Origin of the sequence: Acidovorax sp. 56 (assembly GCF_002749705.1) — a bacterium.
Lineage (GTDB): Bacteria > Pseudomonadota > Gammaproteobacteria > Burkholderiales > Burkholderiaceae_C > Acidovorax.
In genome coordinates, this window is the sequence record NZ_PEEV01000001.1 from 2,686,705 (window position 1) to 2,705,859 (window position 19,155).

Here is a 19,155-nt window from a genome sequence, read left to right on the forward strand (position 1 = left end):
CAACCAGGAGAACACCATGAGTTTCCAGCAAGGCCTCTCTGGCCTGAACGCCGCCAGCAAGAACCTGGACGTCATCGGCCACAACATTGCCAACGCCAACACCACCGGCTTCAAGGCCTCGCGTGCAGAGTTTGCCGAGATGGTGGCGTCAGCCATCGGCTCAGCGGGCGGCAACAATGCCGGCATTGGCGTGGAAACCGCCAACGTGGCGCAGCAATTCACCCAGGGCAACCTGACCATCACAGGCAACAGCCTGGATGTGGCCATCAATGGCAATGGCTTCTTCACCGTGACCCAGCCTGACGGAACGCTGGCCTACACGCGCGCCGGCAACTTCAAGCTGGACAAGGAAGGCAACATGGTGACCAACGACAACGACAAGGTCATGGGTTACCCCGTAGACCCTGTCACCGGCCTGCGCACCGGCACCGACCCGATACCGCTGGTGTTCCCCACAGCCCAGCCCATTCCGGCCAAGCAGACAACAAAGATCACGGCCGACTTCAATCTGCCAGCCACTGCCCCCAACGCAGCGGGCAACCCCACGGCGACGCCCCCCGTGCCCGCCACACCACGTGCCACGTACGGCACATCGATCAACGTTTACGACAGCCAAGGCGTGGCCAAGCCCGTCAATCTGTACTTCCAGAAAACCGCCACCGCCAACACCTGGGATGTGTACGACAAGCTGGACGACCCCACGGCGGTGCCCCCAGTGGTCGCCACGGCCATTGGGCAGATCACCTTCGACAACACCGGCAAAATCATCGGCCCCGCCGCAACACCTCCGGCCACAGGGTTCCAGCTGCCACTCAGCGTCAACCCCAGCCCCCCCAACCCCAACAACCTGCCAGCATTCAACGTGGCCGTGAGCTTGGACAACGTTTCGGAGGGGGGGTCGAAATTTACCGTGTCCAACCTCAGCCAGGATGGCTACACCATTGGCGAGCTGACGGGCATCAACATCGAAAACAACGGGATGATCATGACCCGTTATTCCAACGGGGTGACCCGCTCGGAGGGGCAGATCGCGCTGTCGAGCTTTCGCAACACCCAGGGCCTGGCCTCGGTGGGCGGTAACAAATGGGTGTCGACCTTTGAATCCGGCCAACCCGTCGTGGGCACCGCCACCGATGGCAATTTTGGTGGCCTGCGCTCAGGCGCCCTGGAAGACTCCACCGTCGACCTGACGGCCGAGCTGGTCAACATGATGACCGCCCAGCGCGCCTACCAGGCCAACGCCCAGACCATCAAGACGCAAGACCAGGTGATGTCCACCCTGGTGAACCTGCGTTGATGCTGACGACGCGAGCGCACTGAGAACGGAGAGCCGCCATGGACCGCATCATCTACACCAGCATGACAGGGGCCAAAGCCGCAGAGCACCGGCAGTCGGTGCTGGCCAACAACCTGGCCAATGCGTCCACCAACGGCTTTCGGGCAGAGATGTCCACCTTCCGCTCGGTGCCCGTGCAAGGCAATGGATCGACCACGCGGGTCTTCGCGCTGGAGGCCACCTCGGGCTACCTGAACACGGCAGGCCCCGCCAAGACCACTGGCCGCAACCTCGACGCCATGGCCATGGGCAACGCCTGGTTTGCCGTGCAAGGGCTCGACGGGCTGGAGGCCTACACCCGTGCGGGCTCGTTCGATGTGTCGGCCACCGGCCAGTTGGTCACGCCCTCGGGCCTGCCGGTGCTGTCTGACGGCGGCGCCCCGATTGACGTGCCCCCCCGCGCTGAGGTAACCCTGGGCGCCGATGGCACCATCACGGCCAAGACGGCAGGGCAGCCCCCGCAGGCACTGGGGCGGCTGAAGCTGGCGTCTCCCACGGCGGAAGACCCGCTCAAGCGCGGTGACGACGGCCTGTTTCGCACAGCGTCTGGCGACCCCATGCCCAACGACGCCACGGCCCGCATGCTCAGCGGCGCGGTGGAAGGCTCGAATGTGAACACCGTGGAGAGCATGGTGGGAATGATCGCCGCGTCCCGCCAGTTCGAGCAACAGATGAAGCTGCTGCAAACGGCAGAAACCAACGACAAATCGGCTGCGCAGTTGCTCAGCCTCAATGGCTGAGGCCAAGCCCGTCGCCCCACGCTGAACCGAACGCAAGGAAACCGCCATGTTCACCGCCCTCTACACCGCCAAGTCCGGCATGACTGTGCAGCAGACCAATATCGACCTGCACTCGCACAACCTGTCCAACGTGTCCACCACGGGCTTCAAGCGCAACTTCGCCAACATCGAAGACCTGGCCTACCAGAACTACCGCCAGGTGGGCGCCGCCGCCACCGAGCAAAACCAGTTGCCCACCGGGCTGCACATGGGGCTGGGGGCGCGCACGGTGTCCATCGGGCGCAACTTTGAGCAGGGCAGCCTGCAAGAGTCCAAGAACAACCTGGACGTGGCCATCAACGGCAATGGCTTTTTTGAAGTGACCATGCCCGACGGCACCATCGGCTACACCCGCGACGGTTCGTTCAAGGTGGATGCGCAAGGGCGCATGGTGACCTCGGGCGGCCTGCCGGTGGCCAATGGCATCACCGTGCCCGCCAATGCCACCAGCATCAGCATCAGCAGCGATGGCGCCGTGTCGGCCACCGTGCCGGGCAACACCGCTCCCCAGCCACTGGGCACCCTGGCGATGTCGGGCTTTGTGAACGTTGGCGGGCTGGAGCCCATCGGGCAAAACCTGTTCAAGGAATCGGCGGCGTCGGGCCAGCCCCAGCAGGGCACGCCCGGCACCAACGGTCTGGGCATCATCAAGCAAGGGTTTTTGGAGTCGTCCAACGTCAACGTGGTGGAAGAACTGGTGAACATGATCCAGACCCAACGTGCTTACGAGATGAACTCCAAGGCCATCACCACCACCGACCAAATGCTGGCCAAGCTGAGCCAGCTGTAACCCACACGCACCACGGGCCCTACCCCAGGCCCCCAGGAAGGCACGCCATGAACCGCACCACTGCAGCCCCCTTGGTCGCAGGCACACACACCGCCTGCACACACACTGCCCGCCCACGCCATGGGCTTTGGGCGGTCACGGGCGTGCTCGCCAGCCTGCTGGCCACGGGCTGCGCCAGCCTGTCGCCAACACCGCCTGTGGACATCCTGCCCACCACTCCGCCGCAGCTCAGCATTGCGCCGCGTGCGGCGCCTCAGCCAGCCAACGGAAGTTTGTTCAACACCGCCAGCTACCGGCCAGCGTTTGAAGACCGCCGGGCCCGGCTGGTGGGCGATCTGGTCACGATCCAGATCGTGGAAAACGTGACGGCCAAGCAAGAGTCCTCCTCCACACTGGACCGCTCGGCCAACGTCTCCAATGCCGTAACAGCACTGCCCTTTGTGGGGGCAAGCGATGTCGGCAAGCTGGGACTCGGCGCCAAGTCTGGCAACGCGTTCTCCGGCAAGGGCGGCACCGAAAGCGCCAACACCTTCTCTGGCTCCATCACCGCCACTGTGATCGATGTCTTGCCCAACGGGCACCTGGTGGTGGCTGGCGAGAAGCAAATCGGCGTGAACCAGAACGTGGACGTGCTGCGCTTTTCCGGCACCATCGATCCGCGCGTGATGCAGCCAGGCAGCATCATCAACTCCACCCAGGTGGCCAACGTGCGCATCGAGTCGCGCGGCCGTGGCTCGCAAGGCGAGGTGCAGGCACAGGGCTGGCTGGGCCGGTTCTTCAACAAGGTCACGCCGTTCTGATCCGCGAATGCCGGTGCCAAAGCGCCGCTGGCTGTCTGCATGCGCAGGGGGCCAGCGGCTTTTTCATGTCCCGACTGCACGTGCCGCACGCACCAGACGCTTCAATTACTATCAAATTTATAGCTGCTAGCGCTTTACTAGTGCGCTCTAGGTGGCATTTTTATTGATATTTCTCGCCAAGTGGCGTCTAGGGCGGCGCCCACGCTTGAAGCGGCGGGCACCACGCAGATCGCAGGCAAAAGGCTGGTGAACCGGCTTCTTTTTGGGTTTTAGTTTTTGCCATGGCAACCCACAATGGAAGCCATGAAAGCCTCGTCCCACTCCCTTTGGCCGCGCAAGCTGCGTGCACTCTGGCTCCTGCTGGCCGCAGTGCTGGCGGCCGCCGCGCCCACCGCGCACGCCGTGCGCATCAAGGAAGTGGCGGCGGTGCAAGGCGTGCGCAGCAACCAGCTCACAGGCTACGGCCTGGTCGTGGGACTGGACGGCACGGGTGACCAGACCACCCAGATGCCCTACACCACGCAGGCCATGTCCAACTACCTGCAGCAAATGGGCATCACCCTGCCGCCCGGAACGGCCTCGCAGCTGCAGCTCAAGAACGTGGCGGCTGTGATCGTCACCACCCAATTGCCCGCTTTTGCCCAGCCGGGGCAGATGCTGGATGTGAATGTGTCATCGATGGGCAACTCCAAGTCGCTCAAGGGCGGCACGCTCATTGCCACCCCGCTGCGCGGCGCCGACGGCGAGATCTACGCCCTGGCCCAGGGCAACCTGGTGGTGGGCGGCGCTGGCGCTTCGGCAGGAGGCAGCAAGGTGCAAATCAACCACCTGTCGGCCGGTCGCATTCCACAAGGCGCCCAGGTCGAGCGGTCGGTCCCCACCCCGTTGAACGAGGGCGACACCATCAACCTGGGCTTGAATGCATCGGACTTCCAGACCGCACGCAAGGTGGCCCAGGCCATCAACGCCAAGCTGGGCAACGGCCTGGCCACCGCCCTGGACGGGCGCACCGTGCAGGTGCGCGCACCGCAAGACCCAGGCGCGCGGGTGGGCTTCATTGCCGATCTGGAAGAGCTGCCACTCGAAAACTCCACCCCCGCCGCCAAGGTGGTCATCAACGCCCGCACCGGCTCCATCGTGCTGAACCAGGCCGTGACGCTGGGCTCATGCGCCATTGCGCACGGCAACCTGTCTATCACCATCAGCTCCACCCCGGTCATCAGCCAGCCCAACCCGCTGTCGCAAGGGCAAACCGTGGTCACGCAAAAGAGCGACATCACCATCAACCAGGAGCCGGGCAACATCATCCAGATGCCGCCCTCGGCCCAACTGGCCGATGTGGTGCGCGCACTGAACCAGCTGGGCGCCACGCCGCAAGACCTGCTGGCCATCTTGCAGGCCATCAAGGCGGCAGGTGCGCTGAATGCGGAGCTGGAGGTGATCTGACATGGCCGTGACCCTGCCCTCGTCCACATCGACCGGCGCGCACCAGGCGCTGGCGGTGGACACGCGCTCGCTCAACAACCTCAAGTACGAAGCCGGACAAAACAGCCCCGAGGCCACCAAAGAGGCGGCCAAGCAGTTTGAGTCGCTGTTCATGCGCGAGCTGATCAAGAGCATGCGCGAGGCCACCATGAAGTCGGGCATGCTCGACAGCGCCGGAGGCGACCTGGGCACCGACATGCTGGACCAGCAACTGTCGGTGCAGATGTCGGGCCAGCCCGGGGGCTTGTCTGAGGCCATCGCCCGGCAACTGTCGCGCCAGATGGGTGCGGCCGAGCCCACGTTCTCCGTGCCCTCCACCTTGAGCCTGCAGCAAGTCACTGGGCGCAGCACTGCGGCCACCAAGGCGGCTACAGGCTCCGCCAGCATCGCGGGCGTGACCACCACCCCCGCCCCCAAAGGGCGCGATGAATTTGTGCAGCACCTGAGCAGCACGGCCGAAACCGTGGCCAAGGAAAGCGGCATCCCCGCCAGCTTCATGCTGGGCCAGGCAGGCCACGAAACCGGCTGGGGCAAGAGCGAGATCCGCAACAAGGATGGCTCCACCTCCTACAACCTGTTCGGCATCAAGGCCGGCAAGGGTTGGACAGGCAAGGTGGCCGAGGTGACGACCACCGAGTACGTGGACGGTGTGCCCCGCAAGGTGGTGGCCAAGTTCCGCGCCTACGACTCGTACGAAGCATCGTTCCGGGACTACGCCCAGCTCATCACCAACAGCCCCCGCTACGAAAAGGCCCAAGCCACCGCCAAGACGGGCTCGGCTGTGGCTTATGCCACCGAGCTGCAAAAGGCGGGCTACGCCACCGACCCGGAATACGCCAGAAAGCTCAGCGGTGCGATCCATAGCGCACTGCGGGCCCAAAAGGCACAAGCGTGATGGAAGCGGGGTAAATCATGGGACTGCTCAACGTAGGCGCCCGCGCCCTGATGGCCAACCAGGTCGCGCTGCAAACCGCAGGCAACAACATTGCCAACGTCAACACGCCCGGGTACTCGCGCCAGACCGTGGTGCTGCAAACCGTGCAGGGCCAGTTCACGGGCGGCGGCTACATCGGCCAAGGTGTGGATGTGCAAACCATTTTGCGCAACCAAAGCGAGCTGCTCACCCGCCAGTCGGCCGCAGCGGGCTCGGTCAGCGCCGCCGACACGGTGCGGGCCGAGCGGCTGAGCCAGTTGCAAGAGATTTTCGGCGGCGGCACGGCCGGGCTGGGCGCCGCCATCACCGACATGATGAATGCGTTCTCGGACGTCGTGGCCTCCCCTACCGACCTGTCGGCGCGCACGCTGGTGCTCACCCGCATCGATGAAACAGCGGCCCGCATGCGCACATCGGCCGATCGCATCAACGAGATCCAGTACACCGTCTCCCAGCAGCTGCAAAACAGCGCCAACACCATCAACAACCTGGCCCAGCAAATGGCCTCGGTGAACGAGCAGATTGCCCGCGCCACCGGCAACGGGCAAACGCCCAACGACCTGCTGGACCAGCGCGACCAGATCATCCGCGAGATCAACCAGTACGTTCAAACCACACAGATCCCAGCCGACGACGGCACCGTGGGCCTGTTCGTGGGGGGCAGCCAGCCCCTGGTGCTGGGCACCACGGCCACCACGGTCTCGATTGCAGACTCCTCCACCTTCCCCGCCAGCGGGCAGCTCAAGCTGCTCTTCAACCGACCCGGCTCACCCTCCATCGAACTGGACGAAAACACGCTGGGCGGCGGCAGTGTGACCGGCCTGCTCAAGTTCAACAACACCGATCTGGCCGAAGGGCGCAACCTGCTCGGGCGCATGGCCATGGCCATCGGCATGACGCTCAACGAGCAGCAAAACCAGGGCCTGACGCTGGACGGCCAGCTGGGCAAAGACCTGTTTGCCCTGCCCACCAGCATGCCAGGCACCACCAACGGCACGGCCGTGGGCAATGTCACCTTCACCGACGCCACCCAGTTCGCCGCGTCGGACTACGAAATCCGCTTCACCACGCCCCCCGCCGGGCAAGTGGTGCGCCTGTCCGACGGCAAGGCCACAGCCTTCACCAACGCGGCCAACCTGGCCAGCCAGCAGATTGATGGGTTGACCTTCAACCTCACGGCCACCGGCGCTGCGGGTGAACGCATGCTGTTCAAGCCCTTCAGCACGGCCGCGGCCAACATGCAGGCACTGGTGTATTCGCCGCGCGACCTGGCTGCGGCCAACCCGGTGAATGCGGCCATGGGCACATCCAACGCAGGCACGCTGCAGCTGTCCAGCCTCACGGCCAAGAGCGGGTTCACCGCCCCTCCAATCCCCGCCGGTGTGCAGCTGACCTTCACAGCAGGCCCACCAACGACTTACAGCGTGACAGGCTCAACCACCCCCCCATCAGGCACCACGGGCCTGGCCTACACGGCGGGCACGCCCATCGTCATCGACGGCTGGGAGATCACCCTCAAAGGCACGCCCAAGACGGGTGACACCGTGAAGGTGGGCAATGCGCTGGACCCCCAGTACGGCGACAACTACACCCGCAATGCAGGCAACGCCACGGCGCTGATGAACCTGCGCGATGTGAAGATGTTTGACGAATCCACCATGAGCGACGGCTACGCCAGCGCCATGGCGCAGGTGGGTACACGCACGCAAAGCGCGCTGTTTGCCTCCGAGCTGTCCACCACCATCGCCAAGAACCTGGAAAACGACCGCACCTCCGTGTCCGGCGTCAACCTGGACGAAGAGGCGGCCAAGCTGTTGCAGTACCAGCAGGCCTACCAAGCGTCGGCCAAAATGCTGCAGATTGCGCAGAGTGTCTTTGACACCCTGATCCAGAACCTGGGTCGATGACACCCTCTGAAGTCCTCCGTAGGAGCCTGACATGAGCAATACCATCTTTCGCGTTGGCACCGCCAACATGTATGACAACTCCATCCGCAACGTGTCGGCGCGGCAGGCTTCGCTGGTCAATCTGCAAGAGAACCTGACCTCGGGCAAACGCGTGGTGCGCGCCAGCGACGACCCTGTCTCAGCCGCCCAGGCCGAGCGGGCGATGACCCGCATGACCCGCATCCAGACCGAGCAGCGCGCACTGGAAACCCAGCGCAACGCCATTGCCCAGGCCGAGTCATCGGTGGGCGATGCCGTGAGCCTGGTGCAAGAGGTCCGTGAACTGATGGTGAACGCTGGCAACGCGTCCCTGAGCAGCAGCGAGCGCGCCACCATTGCCAACCAGTTGCAGAGCCTGCGCGACCAGCTCACGGCCGTGGCCAATCGCACCGACACCAATGGCCTGCCGCTGCTGGGCGCCCTGGGCAGCGCGCAATCGCCCTTCATGGGCCCCTTGAGCGGCACGCCCGACTATCTTTTCGCTGGGCAAGCCGGGCAGAACGCCAGTACCGGGGTGTCCATCCCCAACACCCTGGATGGGGATGCCGCCTTCATGTTCGATGCCAACCGCGATGGCAGCTTTCACGCAACGATCACGCAAGGCACCAGCACCGTGATCCTGCCCGGCGCCACGACCGGCTCGGTGCCCACGGGCGCGCAGCCCAGCCGCGCGCTGAACACCTCGGCCATTGACATTGCCCCAGGCACCACCTTCAACAAAGACCCCGCCACCGGGCAGGCCTACACCTACAGCGTGAGTTTTTCTGGCGTCACGCTCAACCCGGCCACCAACACCCTGTCGGCCACCTACAACATCACCAGCACCGACCCGGCCTTTGTGCCCCCCGCTGCGCAGACACTGAACCCGATCAAGATCGGCGAGAAGAACGAGTTCAGCATCAATGGGCTGCCCACCGGCATGTCGATGAAGATCACGGCCACGCCCACCAAGGCGGTGGACGGCACCATCACCGTGGCGCCCGCCAATGGCGACACACTCAATATCTCGCCCAACGCCAGCCTGTTCAGCGTCATAGACAAAGCCATCACCGAGCTCAAGGCGGCCCCTAACTCCAACGTGGCGGCACAGGCCTCGGGGCAGGCGCTGGCCAACATCGACATCGGGCTTGAACGCCTGAGCAATATCCGCAGCTACGCGGGCGAGTTGCTCAACCGCGCAGACCGCATCACCGGCGACCAGGACAAGCGCTCCGTTCAACTGGAAGCCGACCGTTCCAGGGCCGAGGATCTGGATATGATCAAAGGCATTTCGGACTTCCAGAACCAGCAGACGGGCTACCAGGCAGCGCTGCAGACCTATGCATCGGTTCAGAAGCTTTCGCTGTTCAACTACATCGGCTAGCGTTCCGACCCGCGCAGCGCGCCGGGTCGGCCAGACGGCCCACATCGCCTGAGAGCACATGGTCCAATCCGTTCTTGGCAGTTTGATTCTGGGCTACCGCCCCTTGTGGAACCGCGCCCGCAAACTTGCCGGTGTGCAGCTGTACTTGCACAACGAATCTTCGACGATGGTCGATGCAGGCCACCTGCTGCGCACCCTGCAAGAGCTGTGGTCGGCCAGCTCGCCACCGTTGCTGCTGTCGCCCCAAACGCACCAGTTACTCTCCAGCCTGCTTGAAAGCGCGCCGCGCGGCGCCCCCTGGATTGAGGTGCGCAACGACTGGCTGAACGACTCCACCATCTTCAACCAGGTGCGCGCAGCCCACCGGCGGGGCCTCAAGCTGGTGTGGCGCGGCGAAATCGCCACCCTGCCCCCCGCCGAAATAGCCCGCTGCTTTGACAACAGCCTGCTCACCCTGCGGCCTGAAGACACCATTGCGGCCCTGCAACGCGCACCGCAGCAGCCCGGCAGCCCCAAGCCACCGCCGCGCAACCTCAGCCCCATCCTGGCGGGGCAGATGTACGAAAACGTGGCCAGCCGCGCGCTGATGGAGCATTGCCTGGACAACAACGCCCTGGCTCTGGCTGGCTGGCCCGCCGAAGACGTGCTCTACAGCATGCGCCACACGCCGCAGCAGCCTTCGCACGCAGTGATCCACAAGCTCATGCGCGCCATCGACGCCGAGCAATCGCTGGAAACGTTCGAAGACATCATGAGCGAGGACCCCATCCTGGCCTACCGGTTCATGATCTACACGAACTCGGCTGCGCTTGGGCTGCGCACCGGCATCGACTCGCTGCGGCGCGGGCTGGTGATGATGGGCTATGGCTCCATCCAGCGCTGGCTGTCTGACCAGCTACCGCATTCCAGCACCGAGCCCAGCATGCAGCCCATCCGCGAAGCGATGGTGATGCGCGCGCACCTGACCACCCAGCTGCTCAACCCCGGCATGGAAAACGAGCTGCGCCGCGAGATTTACCTGTGCGCGCTGCTGTCGCAAATGGACGAGCTGCTGCGCGAGCCCCTGGGCACCATCCTGCACCGCATTCCGCTGTCCGAGCGCATTTACGACGCCACCGTGCTGCGCACCGGCCCCTACGCACCCAGCCTGCAAATGGCCTGCGCGCTGGAGGGAGACGACGCCAGCGTGATCCGCCGCCTGTGCGAAGAACACGAGATGGACCTGGAAGAGGTCAACCGCGCCCTGCTGCGGGTGCTGAGCGAGCTGGAAGTGGAACGCCCCCCGGCCAGCCGCTGAGGCCATTGCGGCCACAGCATCCCCTGCGCTTACGGAGTCAGCCTCTTTGAACCTGAAATATCCGTTCGGGTTGAGCTTGTCGAAACCCTGCGCGGCGCATCCACTGCGCTCGGCTTGGGCGATTCAAGCAGGCTCCCGCAGGTGTCCAACACGCCCATGCCGAATCCATACGGCTACTCCAGCACCCCAGGCTGCGTGACCAGGTAGCTGTGCAATGCCGCAATGGCTTGGCGCACCTTGGCCGGCTGCGCGTCGCGCTGGGGCGTGACGGCCCAGATATCGAGCGTGCCAAACGACCACCGCGGCAGCAGCCGCACCAGCCGCCCACTGGCCAGTGCGTCTTGCACATCCATGCTGCCCATCAGCGCCAAACCCAGACCGGACTCACACATCTGCTGGATCGACAACTGGTTGTTGCTGGCAATGCGTGGCTGCACCCGCAGGCTGCGCGTTGCGCCATCGGCATGGTGCAAGTCCAGCAGCAGGCCACCGCCTTCGCGCGCAAAGCCCAGCCAGCTGTGGGCCAGCAGCGCATCGGGCGTGTCTGGTGCACCATGCTGCGCCACCCAACCGGGTGACGCACACAGCCACCACTGCAACGCCCCCAACCGGCGCGCCGCCCAGCTCGAATCGGCCAGGCGGCCAAAGCGCACGGCCAGGTCCACACGGGCGTTGATGAGGTCGATGGGCGCATCGTCTACCAGCAGCCGCAGACGCAGCGCTGGGTACTGCGCCAGCAAGTCGCCCAGCGCAGGCGCAATGTGCCGCGCAAAACCCACCGTGGCCGACAGGCGCAGCTCGCCGCTGGGCGCATCGCGCGAGGCGGCCAACTCGGCCCGCGCCTGCTCGGCCGCCGCGCACATGGCGGCGCATTGCGCGTGGTAGCGCTGGCCTGCCTCGGTCAACGCCAGTTTGCGGGTAGAGCGGTGCAGCAGCGTGACGCCGCCCTCGCGCTCCAACTGGCGCACCTGCTGGCTCACGGCCGAAGGGCTCATGCCCAGGGCCCGCGCCGCGCCCGTCATCGAGCCATGCTGCACCACCGTGGCAAACACCGCCATGCGCTTGAGATCGTCCATTGCTTCACCCTTTGATTTCCCATGGCCCAGCGCACCAAGCAAACGGGCCAACCCGGCCAATTCAGCCCATTGTGAAGCACAGCTTCAAAGACAAAGCCAATTTTGCCCTCTACCGCGGGGGCGTTGTTAGCCATAACCTTGCTCCATCTTCACTTGGAATAGCAACTCAGACTTGCAGGAACACACCATGCACATCGCACTGATTGGCGCCACCGGCTTTGTGGGCACCGCCCTGTTGAACGAACTGCTGCAGCGCGGCCACCGCGTCACGGCCCTGGCACGCACCCCCAGCAAAATCGCCCCGCGCGAAGGCCTGAGCGTGGTGCAAGCCGACGTAACCGACCCCGCCCAGGTGGCCCAGGCCGTGCGCGGCACCGACGCCGTGGCCAGCGCCTACAACCCCGGCTGGACGCACCCCGACCTGCACGACGAATTCCTGCGCGGCAGCCGCGCCATCACCGCAGGCACCAAAGCCGCAGGCTTGCAACGCCTGCTGGTGGTGGGCGGCGCTGGCAGCCTGTATGTGGCGCCTGGCGTGCAACTGGTGGACACCCCCCAGTTCCCTGCCGAGTGGAAAAACGGCGCATTGGCCGCCCGCGAAGCGCTGAACCTGTTGCGCCAGGAATCCACCTTGCAGTGGACCTTCCTGTCCCCCGCCATCTTGCTAGAGCCCGGCGAGCGCACCGGCCAATACCGCCTGGGCACTGAATCGCCCCTGATGAATGGCGAGCAGCCCGGCAAGATCAGCGTGGCCGACCTCGCCGTCGCCATCGTGGACGAGCTGGAAGCGCCGCGCCACCTGCAGCAGCGCTTTACGGTGGCGTATTGAGCTGGGGGGTTGATTGCGTGAGGGCGTCTGACAGCCAGCTCACAGCACGCGTTGCTCCACCACCATGCGCGTGAGGTGAATGGCCGACTCTGCCTGCATCTTGGCCAACACCCGGCCACGGTGCAGCTCCACGGTCTTGGAGCTGATGTTCAGGTCTCGGGCAATCACTTTGCTGATCTTGCCGTCCACCACACCCTGCATGACCTGGGTTTCACGCACCGTAAGCCCTGCCAATCGGCGCTGAAACTCAGGACAAGGCGCAGCCTGTGGGGCCGCGTCCGCGCGAGGCGCAAACGCACGGGCCAGGGCTGACTCCAGCGCGCTCTCTTCAAACGGCTTTTCCAAAAACGTCACCGCACCTTTTTCCATCGCCTGCACCGCCAGCGGTACGTCGCCATGCCCTGTCATGTAGATGATGGGCAACGCCCCCCCGGGCCCCGCAACGCCGCAGGCAATCAGCGCATCGTGCACCTGCAGCCCGCTCATGCCGGGCATCCGCACATCCAGCAGGAGACAAGAGCGACCCAACTCCTGTGCGCTGAGCGCCTGCAGCGCAGCAATGGCCGCCTGTCCATCCTCAAAATCCACCACCTCATAGCCCGCACCGCTCAGCCACCACTTGGCCGTGGTGCGGAAATCCGTGTTGTCGTCCAACAAATACAGCGTGCGTGGCACGTCGGAAACAGCCTGTTCGGTCATGCGACAAAGTCTTTCGAATCGAGAAATTCAGGTAGCTGCTCTGCCTCGTCCATCAACGCCACGGGCAACGCCACATAAAAAGTGCACCCACGGACCGCATTGGGCGTAAACCACAAGCGGCCCTGGTGCAGCTCAATCAGGCTGCGGCAGATGTTCAGCCCCACGCCCATGCCCGTGGGCTTGGTGGAGAAAAAGGGCATGAAAAGCTGCGCCGCCGCATCCTGCCCCACCCCGCAACCAGCGTCCGTGATCGCAATCTCCACCCGGTCATCCACTGCATCCACACGGCACACCACATCCAGGCGGCGCTCTGCCACGGGCGTTTCCACCATGGCATCGATGGCATTGCGCAGCAGGTTCACCAACACCTGCTGCAGCATCACGCCATCACCCGCCACCGGCGGCAAACAAGCGCCCTCCAGCAGATCCGCTGACACCGAAAACTGCACATGGTGGCGCGCCAAGTCCCAGTCCAACAGGGTCAGGCTGTTGTGCAACAAGCCCATCACATCCACCCGCTCGCGCCGGGGCTGGTGCGACTGCGTGTAGTCGCGCACCCGTCCAATGATGCGGGCCGCGTACTGCACCTGGTCCGACGCCAACTGCACCCCCTGCGCCAACTGCTGCAGCGCCTGCGGCGTGGGTGGCGCAGGCTGCGCCTGCACGGCAGCCAGGCGCGCCTTCAAGCCACGCAGCACATTGCCCACCGCCCCCAAGGGCTGGTTCAACTCATGCGCCAAAGTGCTCGCCATCTCTCCCACCGCCAAGCTGCGCGAGGTAAACAGCAAACGCTCCCGGTCCTCCATGTGCCGCCGCGTCGCACTGCCCAGCTCCACCTCCGCCCCCAAGCGCAGCACCCAAAGCCCTGAAAGCCCGCTGTCACGCCCACCCGAAACTCGCGCGACATCCGCCTCCAGCGCACACAACCGCGCCGCCAGCCACCTGGGCTCCTGGCCCGGCAACCCCCTCAAACCCAGCGCTCCCGCCCAGCCCTGCTCGCCCCCTGCGGGGGCAACATGCACCGCATGCGCAGCCCGCGCCGCCGCCACACCGGCAGCCAAGCCCTCCAGGCGTGCGGCCAAAATTCCCAACGGTAGTCCCTCGGGCACCACGCCACCCGCCAAGGGCAGCAAATCGGCAAACGACGCACTGCACCACACAAGGCGCCCCGCCCCCACCACATCCAACACAGCCGCGGCATCGCCCAGCGCATCGAGCAGACGCACCACCACAGAAAGACTCCCCCCATCCGTCAGGCTCACCTGCCAACGCTCCATATCTTCCCCATCTGAAACCATTGAAACGGTGCCAGCGCGGACATCACGGCACTGCAGCAACCAACGACGCGAACGCCATCAACGGCGCCCACACCGCCATCAAACTGCAGCCTGCCCAGCCGCCCCCGTACCGTCCAGCGGCACCGGCACCCGCAGCGCCACCAAAGTCCACTGCGATCCCAGCAACCGCCGCAAACGGCGCGGCTCCTGCAGTGCAATGCGCTCTGACGCACCCGGCCCGCCCGCAGCAGACTCTGCCGCGCCATTGACCACCAGCAGCGGCGTGTGCCGATCAGGCCGCGAAGCCCCCAGCCCCCAACGCCCCGCCGCATCCAGCTCCTGCCGCAAACGCCACACCCGCCACTGCGTGTCCGCAGGCATCGTGGCCGACCACCGTGCCATCAACGGCCATGCCTGGCCAGCAGAGCCCGCAGTCAAACCCGCGCCCGCACCATCGGGGCGCAGCACATGGCCCCACAACCGCATGTGCGACACATCGGGCGGCGCCAGCACCAGCACACAGCGGCCCGCCTCCAGCTCACGCAGCAGCACCTGCTGCGCATTCGCCTGCAGCCACACCCACAGCGCCCGGTAATGCTGGGCCGCCGCCTCCCGGCTCACATCGGCCCCAGCCTGCGCCCCGTCCGCTCCCGCCTCGGCATCCGCGCCATCGGCACCATCGCCTGGGTCGCCATCACCATCGCCCCAGGCGTCCAACAAATCCTCGTCCTCCAGCTCCGGCGCCCCGTGGCGCGGCATATCACGCTCCACACGCTCCACACGGTCTTGCGAAGCCCGCCGCCGCACCTTTGGCGCCAAAGCCAAGGCCATCGCCATCGCATGCGGCACATCCGCCGCGTCGCCAGCCCGCGCACGCCGCTCGGCCGCACCATCCTCACGCGCCACCGCATCGCCCACGGCCGCACCCATCGCAGGGGCCAGTTGCCCAGGGCGTACCACAGGCCCCTCAGCACCGCGCGCATCAGCACGCCGCCCATCGGCCACACGGCCCTGCCCCGGCCCTTGCATGAGCGCCTGCGCCCCATCAGGACGCTGCCGCGCACCCAGCGCCACCCCATCGGCCCGCCCAGCCCGCTGCGCCAGTTCGGGCGAACGCGCCGCCCCCAGCCGGTCTGCGCCCGCAGCCATGGCCCCATCGCCCAGCCGCGATGCCCGCAGCGCCCACTGCGCCTGGGCCAACGCCATCGCAGCGCCACCCGCAGTCATCTGCCCCGCCATGGTGCGCCCCACCGCCTGGGCCAACGCAGCCTGCGCCTGCACCACCGCCGACTGCGCCCCACCCGCACGCCCAGCAGCCACCGCCACCGCGCCGCCCCGGGCATCCGCAGGCACACCCTGACCACCCGCACCGCGCGCAGCCACGCCCTGGGCCCCACCCGCCTGTGCCGATGCCAACCCTTGGCCTTGTTGTGTTGGTGATGGAGATTGCGCTGAGGAATGCGCTTGAGATTGCGCTGACGACGACGACTGCGCGGGCGTGTTCGCCACCCCGGCAGACTGCACCTGGAAAGCAGGCGCCCCCACGGCGCTCTTCACCGAGACCGAAGCCGACGCATAAGCCCCAGCATCACCCCTGACACCCACGCCAACCGAAACGCCCGCCGGAACACCCACGGCCACACCAGCAGACACGCCCCCGGCGCCCCGCCCCTGGGCCGACACACCCGCACCCACGGCCCCAACGCCAGCCCCAACGCCCGGCCACGGGCCAGCACCTTGGCCCATGTTCTGGCCCACGCCCTGCTGCCCACGCCCTGCACCTTGGCCGCCGCCCTGGCCAACGCCAAAGCCCCAGCCCACACCTTGCCCCGGCACCGACGAACCACCCACAGCCCCCTGCGCAAACGGCGACTGTCCCGCCCCCGTCTGGCCAGCAGCCCCACCACCCCGGCCGCCCTGCAGGCTACCGCCCGGGGGCGAACCGCCATGGGGCGTGTAGCCCGCAGGCACGTTGCCGCCAGCCACCGGACGCCCATCGCCAGCGCTGGAATAGCCCGCCCCACCGGAGCCCACCACCCCCGAAAAATCGGAGGGCGCAAAACCGCCACCCAGCCCGCTCGAGCCAGCTGCACCGGCACCGACACCAGCACCGGGTCCAGTTCCAACACCGGTGCCACCGCCCATGCCCGGGCCACCCGCATCCGCAGTGCCAGTACCACCACCTTGTCCCTGCCCCTCGGTGCCGCCGGTATGCGGCGACCCCGCAGCCCCCGCATCGCCACGGGAGCCATCGGCCAAAGAACCAGAGGAAGCAGAAGAGTCGCCACGCCCCACAGCATCGGGTTGCTTGCCAATGCCCGCGGGGTTGTCTCCTGGAGGAGTGGCGCCCAATGGGGGGTCGGTGGGTGTATTGGGTACTGGAGACTGTACCGGCGTATCTGGAACCGGTACAGGCGGCGATGGAACCTCAACAGGGGACGGAGAAGAAACAACCGGTGAAAGAGAGGGGCCCGCCATTTTTACGAGGGGTTATTGCACATAAAAAACATTTCACCGATCAGTATGAGAATTAAAAACTATGGCTCAGCCCAACACCATAGTTATTAACACCCGCCCAACGCAGATAGTTCACATATGCCTGAGTTCTCTTGGATAATGCGTACGTCCCATTAATCACAAAATTTGTCTGCTTTTTAGAGTCAAAACGAGAGCTTCCAACGGTGTACTCAGATTTCGTCTCTCTCGCAATATCAAATCCAGCACTAAATCGATCCCAGCTTGCCTTGGCACCGAGAGTCACTCCATTTGTGCCAATAACTCCATTGGTAACCCGCTGATATGTCACATCATCATAAAACTGACCATTTCGCGCCTGAAAATACCCCACAGCAAATTCAAAATTTTGATATTGATACTTGGCACCAGTGGCGAAGTTAGCTTCCTGCCCACTAACTTTGTTATAGGCAGCGCCAACAGTCAAAGGCCCTGACTTATATACCGCCCCAAGATCAAATTTGCTGCGATTAGCACCTTCAAACATATTGTCATCCTTTGGCACGTATGCCGCCTCGACAACTAGACCACCCAACTGTGGAGTGCGGTAGCTTATTTGATTGGATTGGCGCTTGTAGCGGTTGAATCCAACTCCGCCAAAAGTATTAATAGCGACAGAATGATTTCCAGCCCCCATCAAATCCCAAGCTGCCATGGCGTTGTAGCTGGGAGTAAGCGCCCGGCCCAGCGTCAAACGCCCCCAACCACCACCCATCCAAAGATTGGCCCCGCGCGCAAAAGCACCTTCGGGGTCCGCTATTCCATTAGAGGCATCCAAGCCTTGTTCCAGTTGAAATCCCACTTGTAGACCACCGCCAAGATCTTCAACGCCCTTAAATCCCACATAACTGTCTTGGAGATTCACTCGCGATGCGCTCTGCAAACCGGTTTTTCCCGGCCTAATTTGTAAGGCATCTACTTGGAAGTCCTTCCCCACTGCCATATCAACCGCACCATAAATCGTCACAGTCGATTGCGCCCAAGCAGGAGCGCATACCGCCAAAGTAGCCAAAGCCAAGCCAGTTAGTTGGATCTTTTTCATGATTGCCTTATGTAGAAAAACGATATTTCTGTAAATTCGCGTAACAGATAATCCTCTGCCACGCAAAACCCGCCCATTACAGCAAATACCCCCATCCCTATCGACCGTGCTCGCGGCCCAATGGCAGATAAGCAACATCAGGTGTTACCGCACCATAAGAGGGCGTGAAAAGAATGTTGCTTTTGTTTGCAATTCACTTCGCCCCCACATGGCGACAAACAGCCGCCAAACAGGCGACATAACAGGCTCAGCGGTGAGCAAAGCCGCCACCCCCAGGGCACCCAGCGCCCGCACCCAAAATGCGCAGCGCAGCGCCGCAGCCCCTTGACGGCCAGGGTTCCTTTGCACGAATCGAGCGGCAAGTGGGCGCTGCGTTTTGCGCCTTGCCTGACGACGATTTCGACTTCTTTATTTCGTCAACGAACTTCCAACGCGGGACACCAGGCGTGAGCCAGTCACACCGTGGCCCGCGCCCTACGGAGCTGTGCAGCAAGCCCTCGCACACAAGCTATCGGGCAGGCGGCCACAGCTACACGCCACCGCCCCAACTGCCTCCATACCAGCACCCAAGGGCCAAACGCCATCAGGCGTTCACCCCACATGCAAGTAGGCACTAACAACCAGCTACCGGGCACCCGTCGTCAGCGCTGGAATATCCCACCGATCCTGCCCCAGCACCGCCAGCCCACCCACACCACCTTGCCCATGCCCCCCGGTGCCGCCAGCGTCCGGCAACCCCGCAGCCCCCGCGTCGCCACGGGAGCCATCGGCTGAAGGATCAGGGGAAGGAGAAGTGTCGCCATGCCCATCAGCATCGGGCGGCTTGCCAGCGCCTGCGGAGTCATTTCCTGCAGGAGTGGCACCGAATGGGGGATCGGTAAGTGTATGGGGGGATCGAGCGCCGGAAGCTGCACCGGCGACTCTGGCGCCGGAGGTTGCAGAATGGGGGGCATGACCGACGTAGTCACACCTCCAACGAAGCCATCAC

The 19,155-nt window shown here is 64.7% G+C and carries 16 protein-coding genes; 11 read left to right on the top strand and 5 right to left on the bottom strand.

What is annotated here, in order from left to right:
* Positions 1-16 precede the first annotated feature (16 nt).
* From flgE to CLU88_RS11960, 9 genes are all read left to right on the top strand, one after another.
* On the top strand, positions 17-1,297 hold the full coding sequence (gene flgE / locus CLU88_RS11920; protein ID WP_099656781.1) for a flagellar hook protein FlgE: 1,281 nt from the start codon (positions 17-19) through the stop codon (positions 1,295-1,297).
* Between the two features lie 38 nt (positions 1,298-1,335).
* On the top strand, positions 1,336-2,076 hold the full coding sequence (gene flgF, locus CLU88_RS11925) for a flagellar basal-body rod protein FlgF (RefSeq protein WP_099656782.1): 741 nt from the start codon (positions 1,336-1,338) through the stop codon (positions 2,074-2,076).
* A gap of 46 nt (positions 2,077-2,122) precedes the next feature.
* Complete coding sequence (flgG, locus tag CLU88_RS11930; protein ID WP_099656783.1) at positions 2,123-2,905, top strand: flagellar basal-body rod protein FlgG; 783 nt, start codon at positions 2,123-2,125, stop codon at positions 2,903-2,905.
* Positions 2,906-2,952: 47 nt separating this feature from the next.
* Positions 2,953-3,705, top strand: a complete 753-nt coding sequence (locus CLU88_RS11935) for a flagellar basal body L-ring protein FlgH (RefSeq protein ID WP_099656784.1) — start codon at positions 2,953-2,955, stop codon at positions 3,703-3,705.
* 294 nt (positions 3,706-3,999) lie between these two features.
* On the top strand, positions 4,000-5,151 hold the full coding sequence (locus CLU88_RS11940) for a flagellar basal body P-ring protein FlgI (protein ID WP_099656785.1): 1,152 nt from the start codon (positions 4,000-4,002) through the stop codon (positions 5,149-5,151).
* Between the two features lies 1 nt (position 5,152).
* Entirely contained in the window at positions 5,153-6,085 is a 933-nt protein-coding gene (gene flgJ / locus CLU88_RS11945) for a flagellar assembly peptidoglycan hydrolase FlgJ (protein ID WP_099656786.1), read from the top strand.
* Positions 6,086-6,102: 17 nt separating this feature from the next.
* Positions 6,103-8,031: a flagellar hook-associated protein FlgK gene (flgK, locus tag CLU88_RS11950; protein ID WP_099656787.1), complete on the top strand. Its 1,929-nt coding sequence runs from the start codon at positions 6,103-6,105 to the stop codon at positions 8,029-8,031.
* Positions 8,032-8,062: 31 nt separating this feature from the next.
* Positions 8,063-9,433: a flagellar hook-associated protein FlgL gene (flgL, locus tag CLU88_RS11955; RefSeq protein WP_099656788.1), complete on the top strand. Its 1,371-nt coding sequence runs from the start codon at positions 8,063-8,065 to the stop codon at positions 9,431-9,433.
* Between the two features lie 58 nt (positions 9,434-9,491).
* The gene (locus CLU88_RS11960) at positions 9,492-10,730 is read left to right on the top strand and encodes an HDOD domain-containing protein (protein WP_099656789.1); all 1,239 of its coding nucleotides are present in this window, start codon (positions 9,492-9,494) and stop codon (positions 10,728-10,730) included.
* A 173-nt stretch (positions 10,731-10,903) separates the two neighbouring features.
* Here the strand turns inward: CLU88_RS11960 and CLU88_RS11965 are convergent, their stop codons facing one another.
* The gene (locus tag CLU88_RS11965; RefSeq protein WP_099656790.1) at positions 10,904-11,806 is read right to left on the bottom strand and encodes a LysR family transcriptional regulator; all 903 of its coding nucleotides are present in this window, start codon (positions 11,804-11,806) and stop codon (positions 10,904-10,906) included.
* Positions 11,807-11,993: 187 nt separating this feature from the next.
* On the opposite strand from CLU88_RS11965, the gene CLU88_RS11970 reads away from it, so the two are divergent.
* The gene (locus CLU88_RS11970) at positions 11,994-12,635 is read left to right on the top strand and encodes an NAD(P)-dependent oxidoreductase (protein ID WP_099658822.1); all 642 of its coding nucleotides are present in this window, start codon (positions 11,994-11,996) and stop codon (positions 12,633-12,635) included.
* 39 nt (positions 12,636-12,674) lie between these two features.
* On the opposite strand, the gene CLU88_RS11975 is transcribed toward CLU88_RS11970, so the two are convergent.
* The 4 genes from CLU88_RS11975 to CLU88_RS11990 form a co-directional block, all read right to left on the bottom strand.
* Positions 12,675-13,334, bottom strand: coding sequence for a response regulator transcription factor (locus CLU88_RS11975; RefSeq protein ID WP_099656791.1), 660 nt, complete (start codon positions 13,332-13,334; stop codon positions 12,675-12,677).
* Positions 13,331-14,611, bottom strand: a complete 1,281-nt coding sequence (locus tag CLU88_RS11980) for a sensor histidine kinase (RefSeq protein WP_143225989.1) — start codon at positions 14,609-14,611, stop codon at positions 13,331-13,333. The genes CLU88_RS11975 and CLU88_RS11980 overlap by 4 nt, the downstream gene beginning before the upstream one ends.
* Before the next feature lie 99 nt (positions 14,612-14,710).
* Complete coding sequence (locus CLU88_RS11985) at positions 14,711-16,963, bottom strand: hypothetical protein (RefSeq protein ID WP_143225990.1); 2,253 nt, start codon at positions 16,961-16,963, stop codon at positions 14,711-14,713.
* Between the two features lie 178 nt (positions 16,964-17,141).
* Positions 17,142-18,167: a porin gene (locus CLU88_RS11990; protein ID WP_158235599.1), complete on the bottom strand. Its 1,026-nt coding sequence runs from the start codon at positions 18,165-18,167 to the stop codon at positions 17,142-17,144.
* Between the two features lie 600 nt (positions 18,168-18,767).
* Between CLU88_RS11990 and CLU88_RS22990 the strand changes: the two genes are divergently transcribed.
* Positions 18,768-18,941, top strand: coding sequence for a hypothetical protein (locus CLU88_RS22990; protein ID WP_158235600.1), 174 nt, complete (start codon positions 18,768-18,770; stop codon positions 18,939-18,941).
* Positions 18,942-19,155 lie beyond the last annotated feature (214 nt).

Coding starts and splice junctions, on each gene's coding strand:
- flgL (WP_099656788.1), top strand. CDS start 8,063: ATGAGCAATACCATCTTTCGCGTTGGCACCGCCAACATGTATGACAAC.
- CLU88_RS11990 (WP_158235599.1), bottom strand. CDS start 18,167: ATGAAAAAGATCCAACTAACTGGCTTGGCTTTGGCTACTTTGGCGGTA.
- flgK (WP_099656787.1), top strand. CDS start 6,103: ATGGGACTGCTCAACGTAGGCGCCCGCGCCCTGATGGCCAACCAGGTC.
- CLU88_RS11970 (WP_099658822.1), top strand. CDS start 11,994: ATGCACATCGCACTGATTGGCGCCACCGGCTTTGTGGGCACCGCCCTG.
- CLU88_RS11980 (WP_143225989.1), bottom strand. CDS start 14,611: ATGGAGCGTTGGCAGGTGAGCCTGACGGATGGGGGGAGTCTTTCTGTG.
- flgF (WP_099656782.1), top strand. CDS start 1,336: ATGGACCGCATCATCTACACCAGCATGACAGGGGCCAAAGCCGCAGAG.
- flgJ (WP_099656786.1), top strand. CDS start 5,153: ATGGCCGTGACCCTGCCCTCGTCCACATCGACCGGCGCGCACCAGGCG.
- CLU88_RS11940 (WP_099656785.1), top strand. CDS start 4,000: ATGGAAGCCATGAAAGCCTCGTCCCACTCCCTTTGGCCGCGCAAGCTG.
- CLU88_RS22990 (WP_158235600.1), top strand. CDS start 18,768: ATGCAAGTAGGCACTAACAACCAGCTACCGGGCACCCGTCGTCAGCGC.
- flgE (WP_099656781.1), top strand. CDS start 17: ATGAGTTTCCAGCAAGGCCTCTCTGGCCTGAACGCCGCCAGCAAGAAC.
- flgG (WP_099656783.1), top strand. CDS start 2,123: ATGTTCACCGCCCTCTACACCGCCAAGTCCGGCATGACTGTGCAGCAG.
- CLU88_RS11975 (WP_099656791.1), bottom strand. CDS start 13,334: ATGACCGAACAGGCTGTTTCCGACGTGCCACGCACGCTGTATTTGTTG.
- CLU88_RS11965 (WP_099656790.1), bottom strand. CDS start 11,806: ATGGACGATCTCAAGCGCATGGCGGTGTTTGCCACGGTGGTGCAGCAT.
- CLU88_RS11935 (WP_099656784.1), top strand. CDS start 2,953: ATGAACCGCACCACTGCAGCCCCCTTGGTCGCAGGCACACACACCGCC.
- CLU88_RS11960 (WP_099656789.1), top strand. CDS start 9,492: ATGGTCCAATCCGTTCTTGGCAGTTTGATTCTGGGCTACCGCCCCTTG.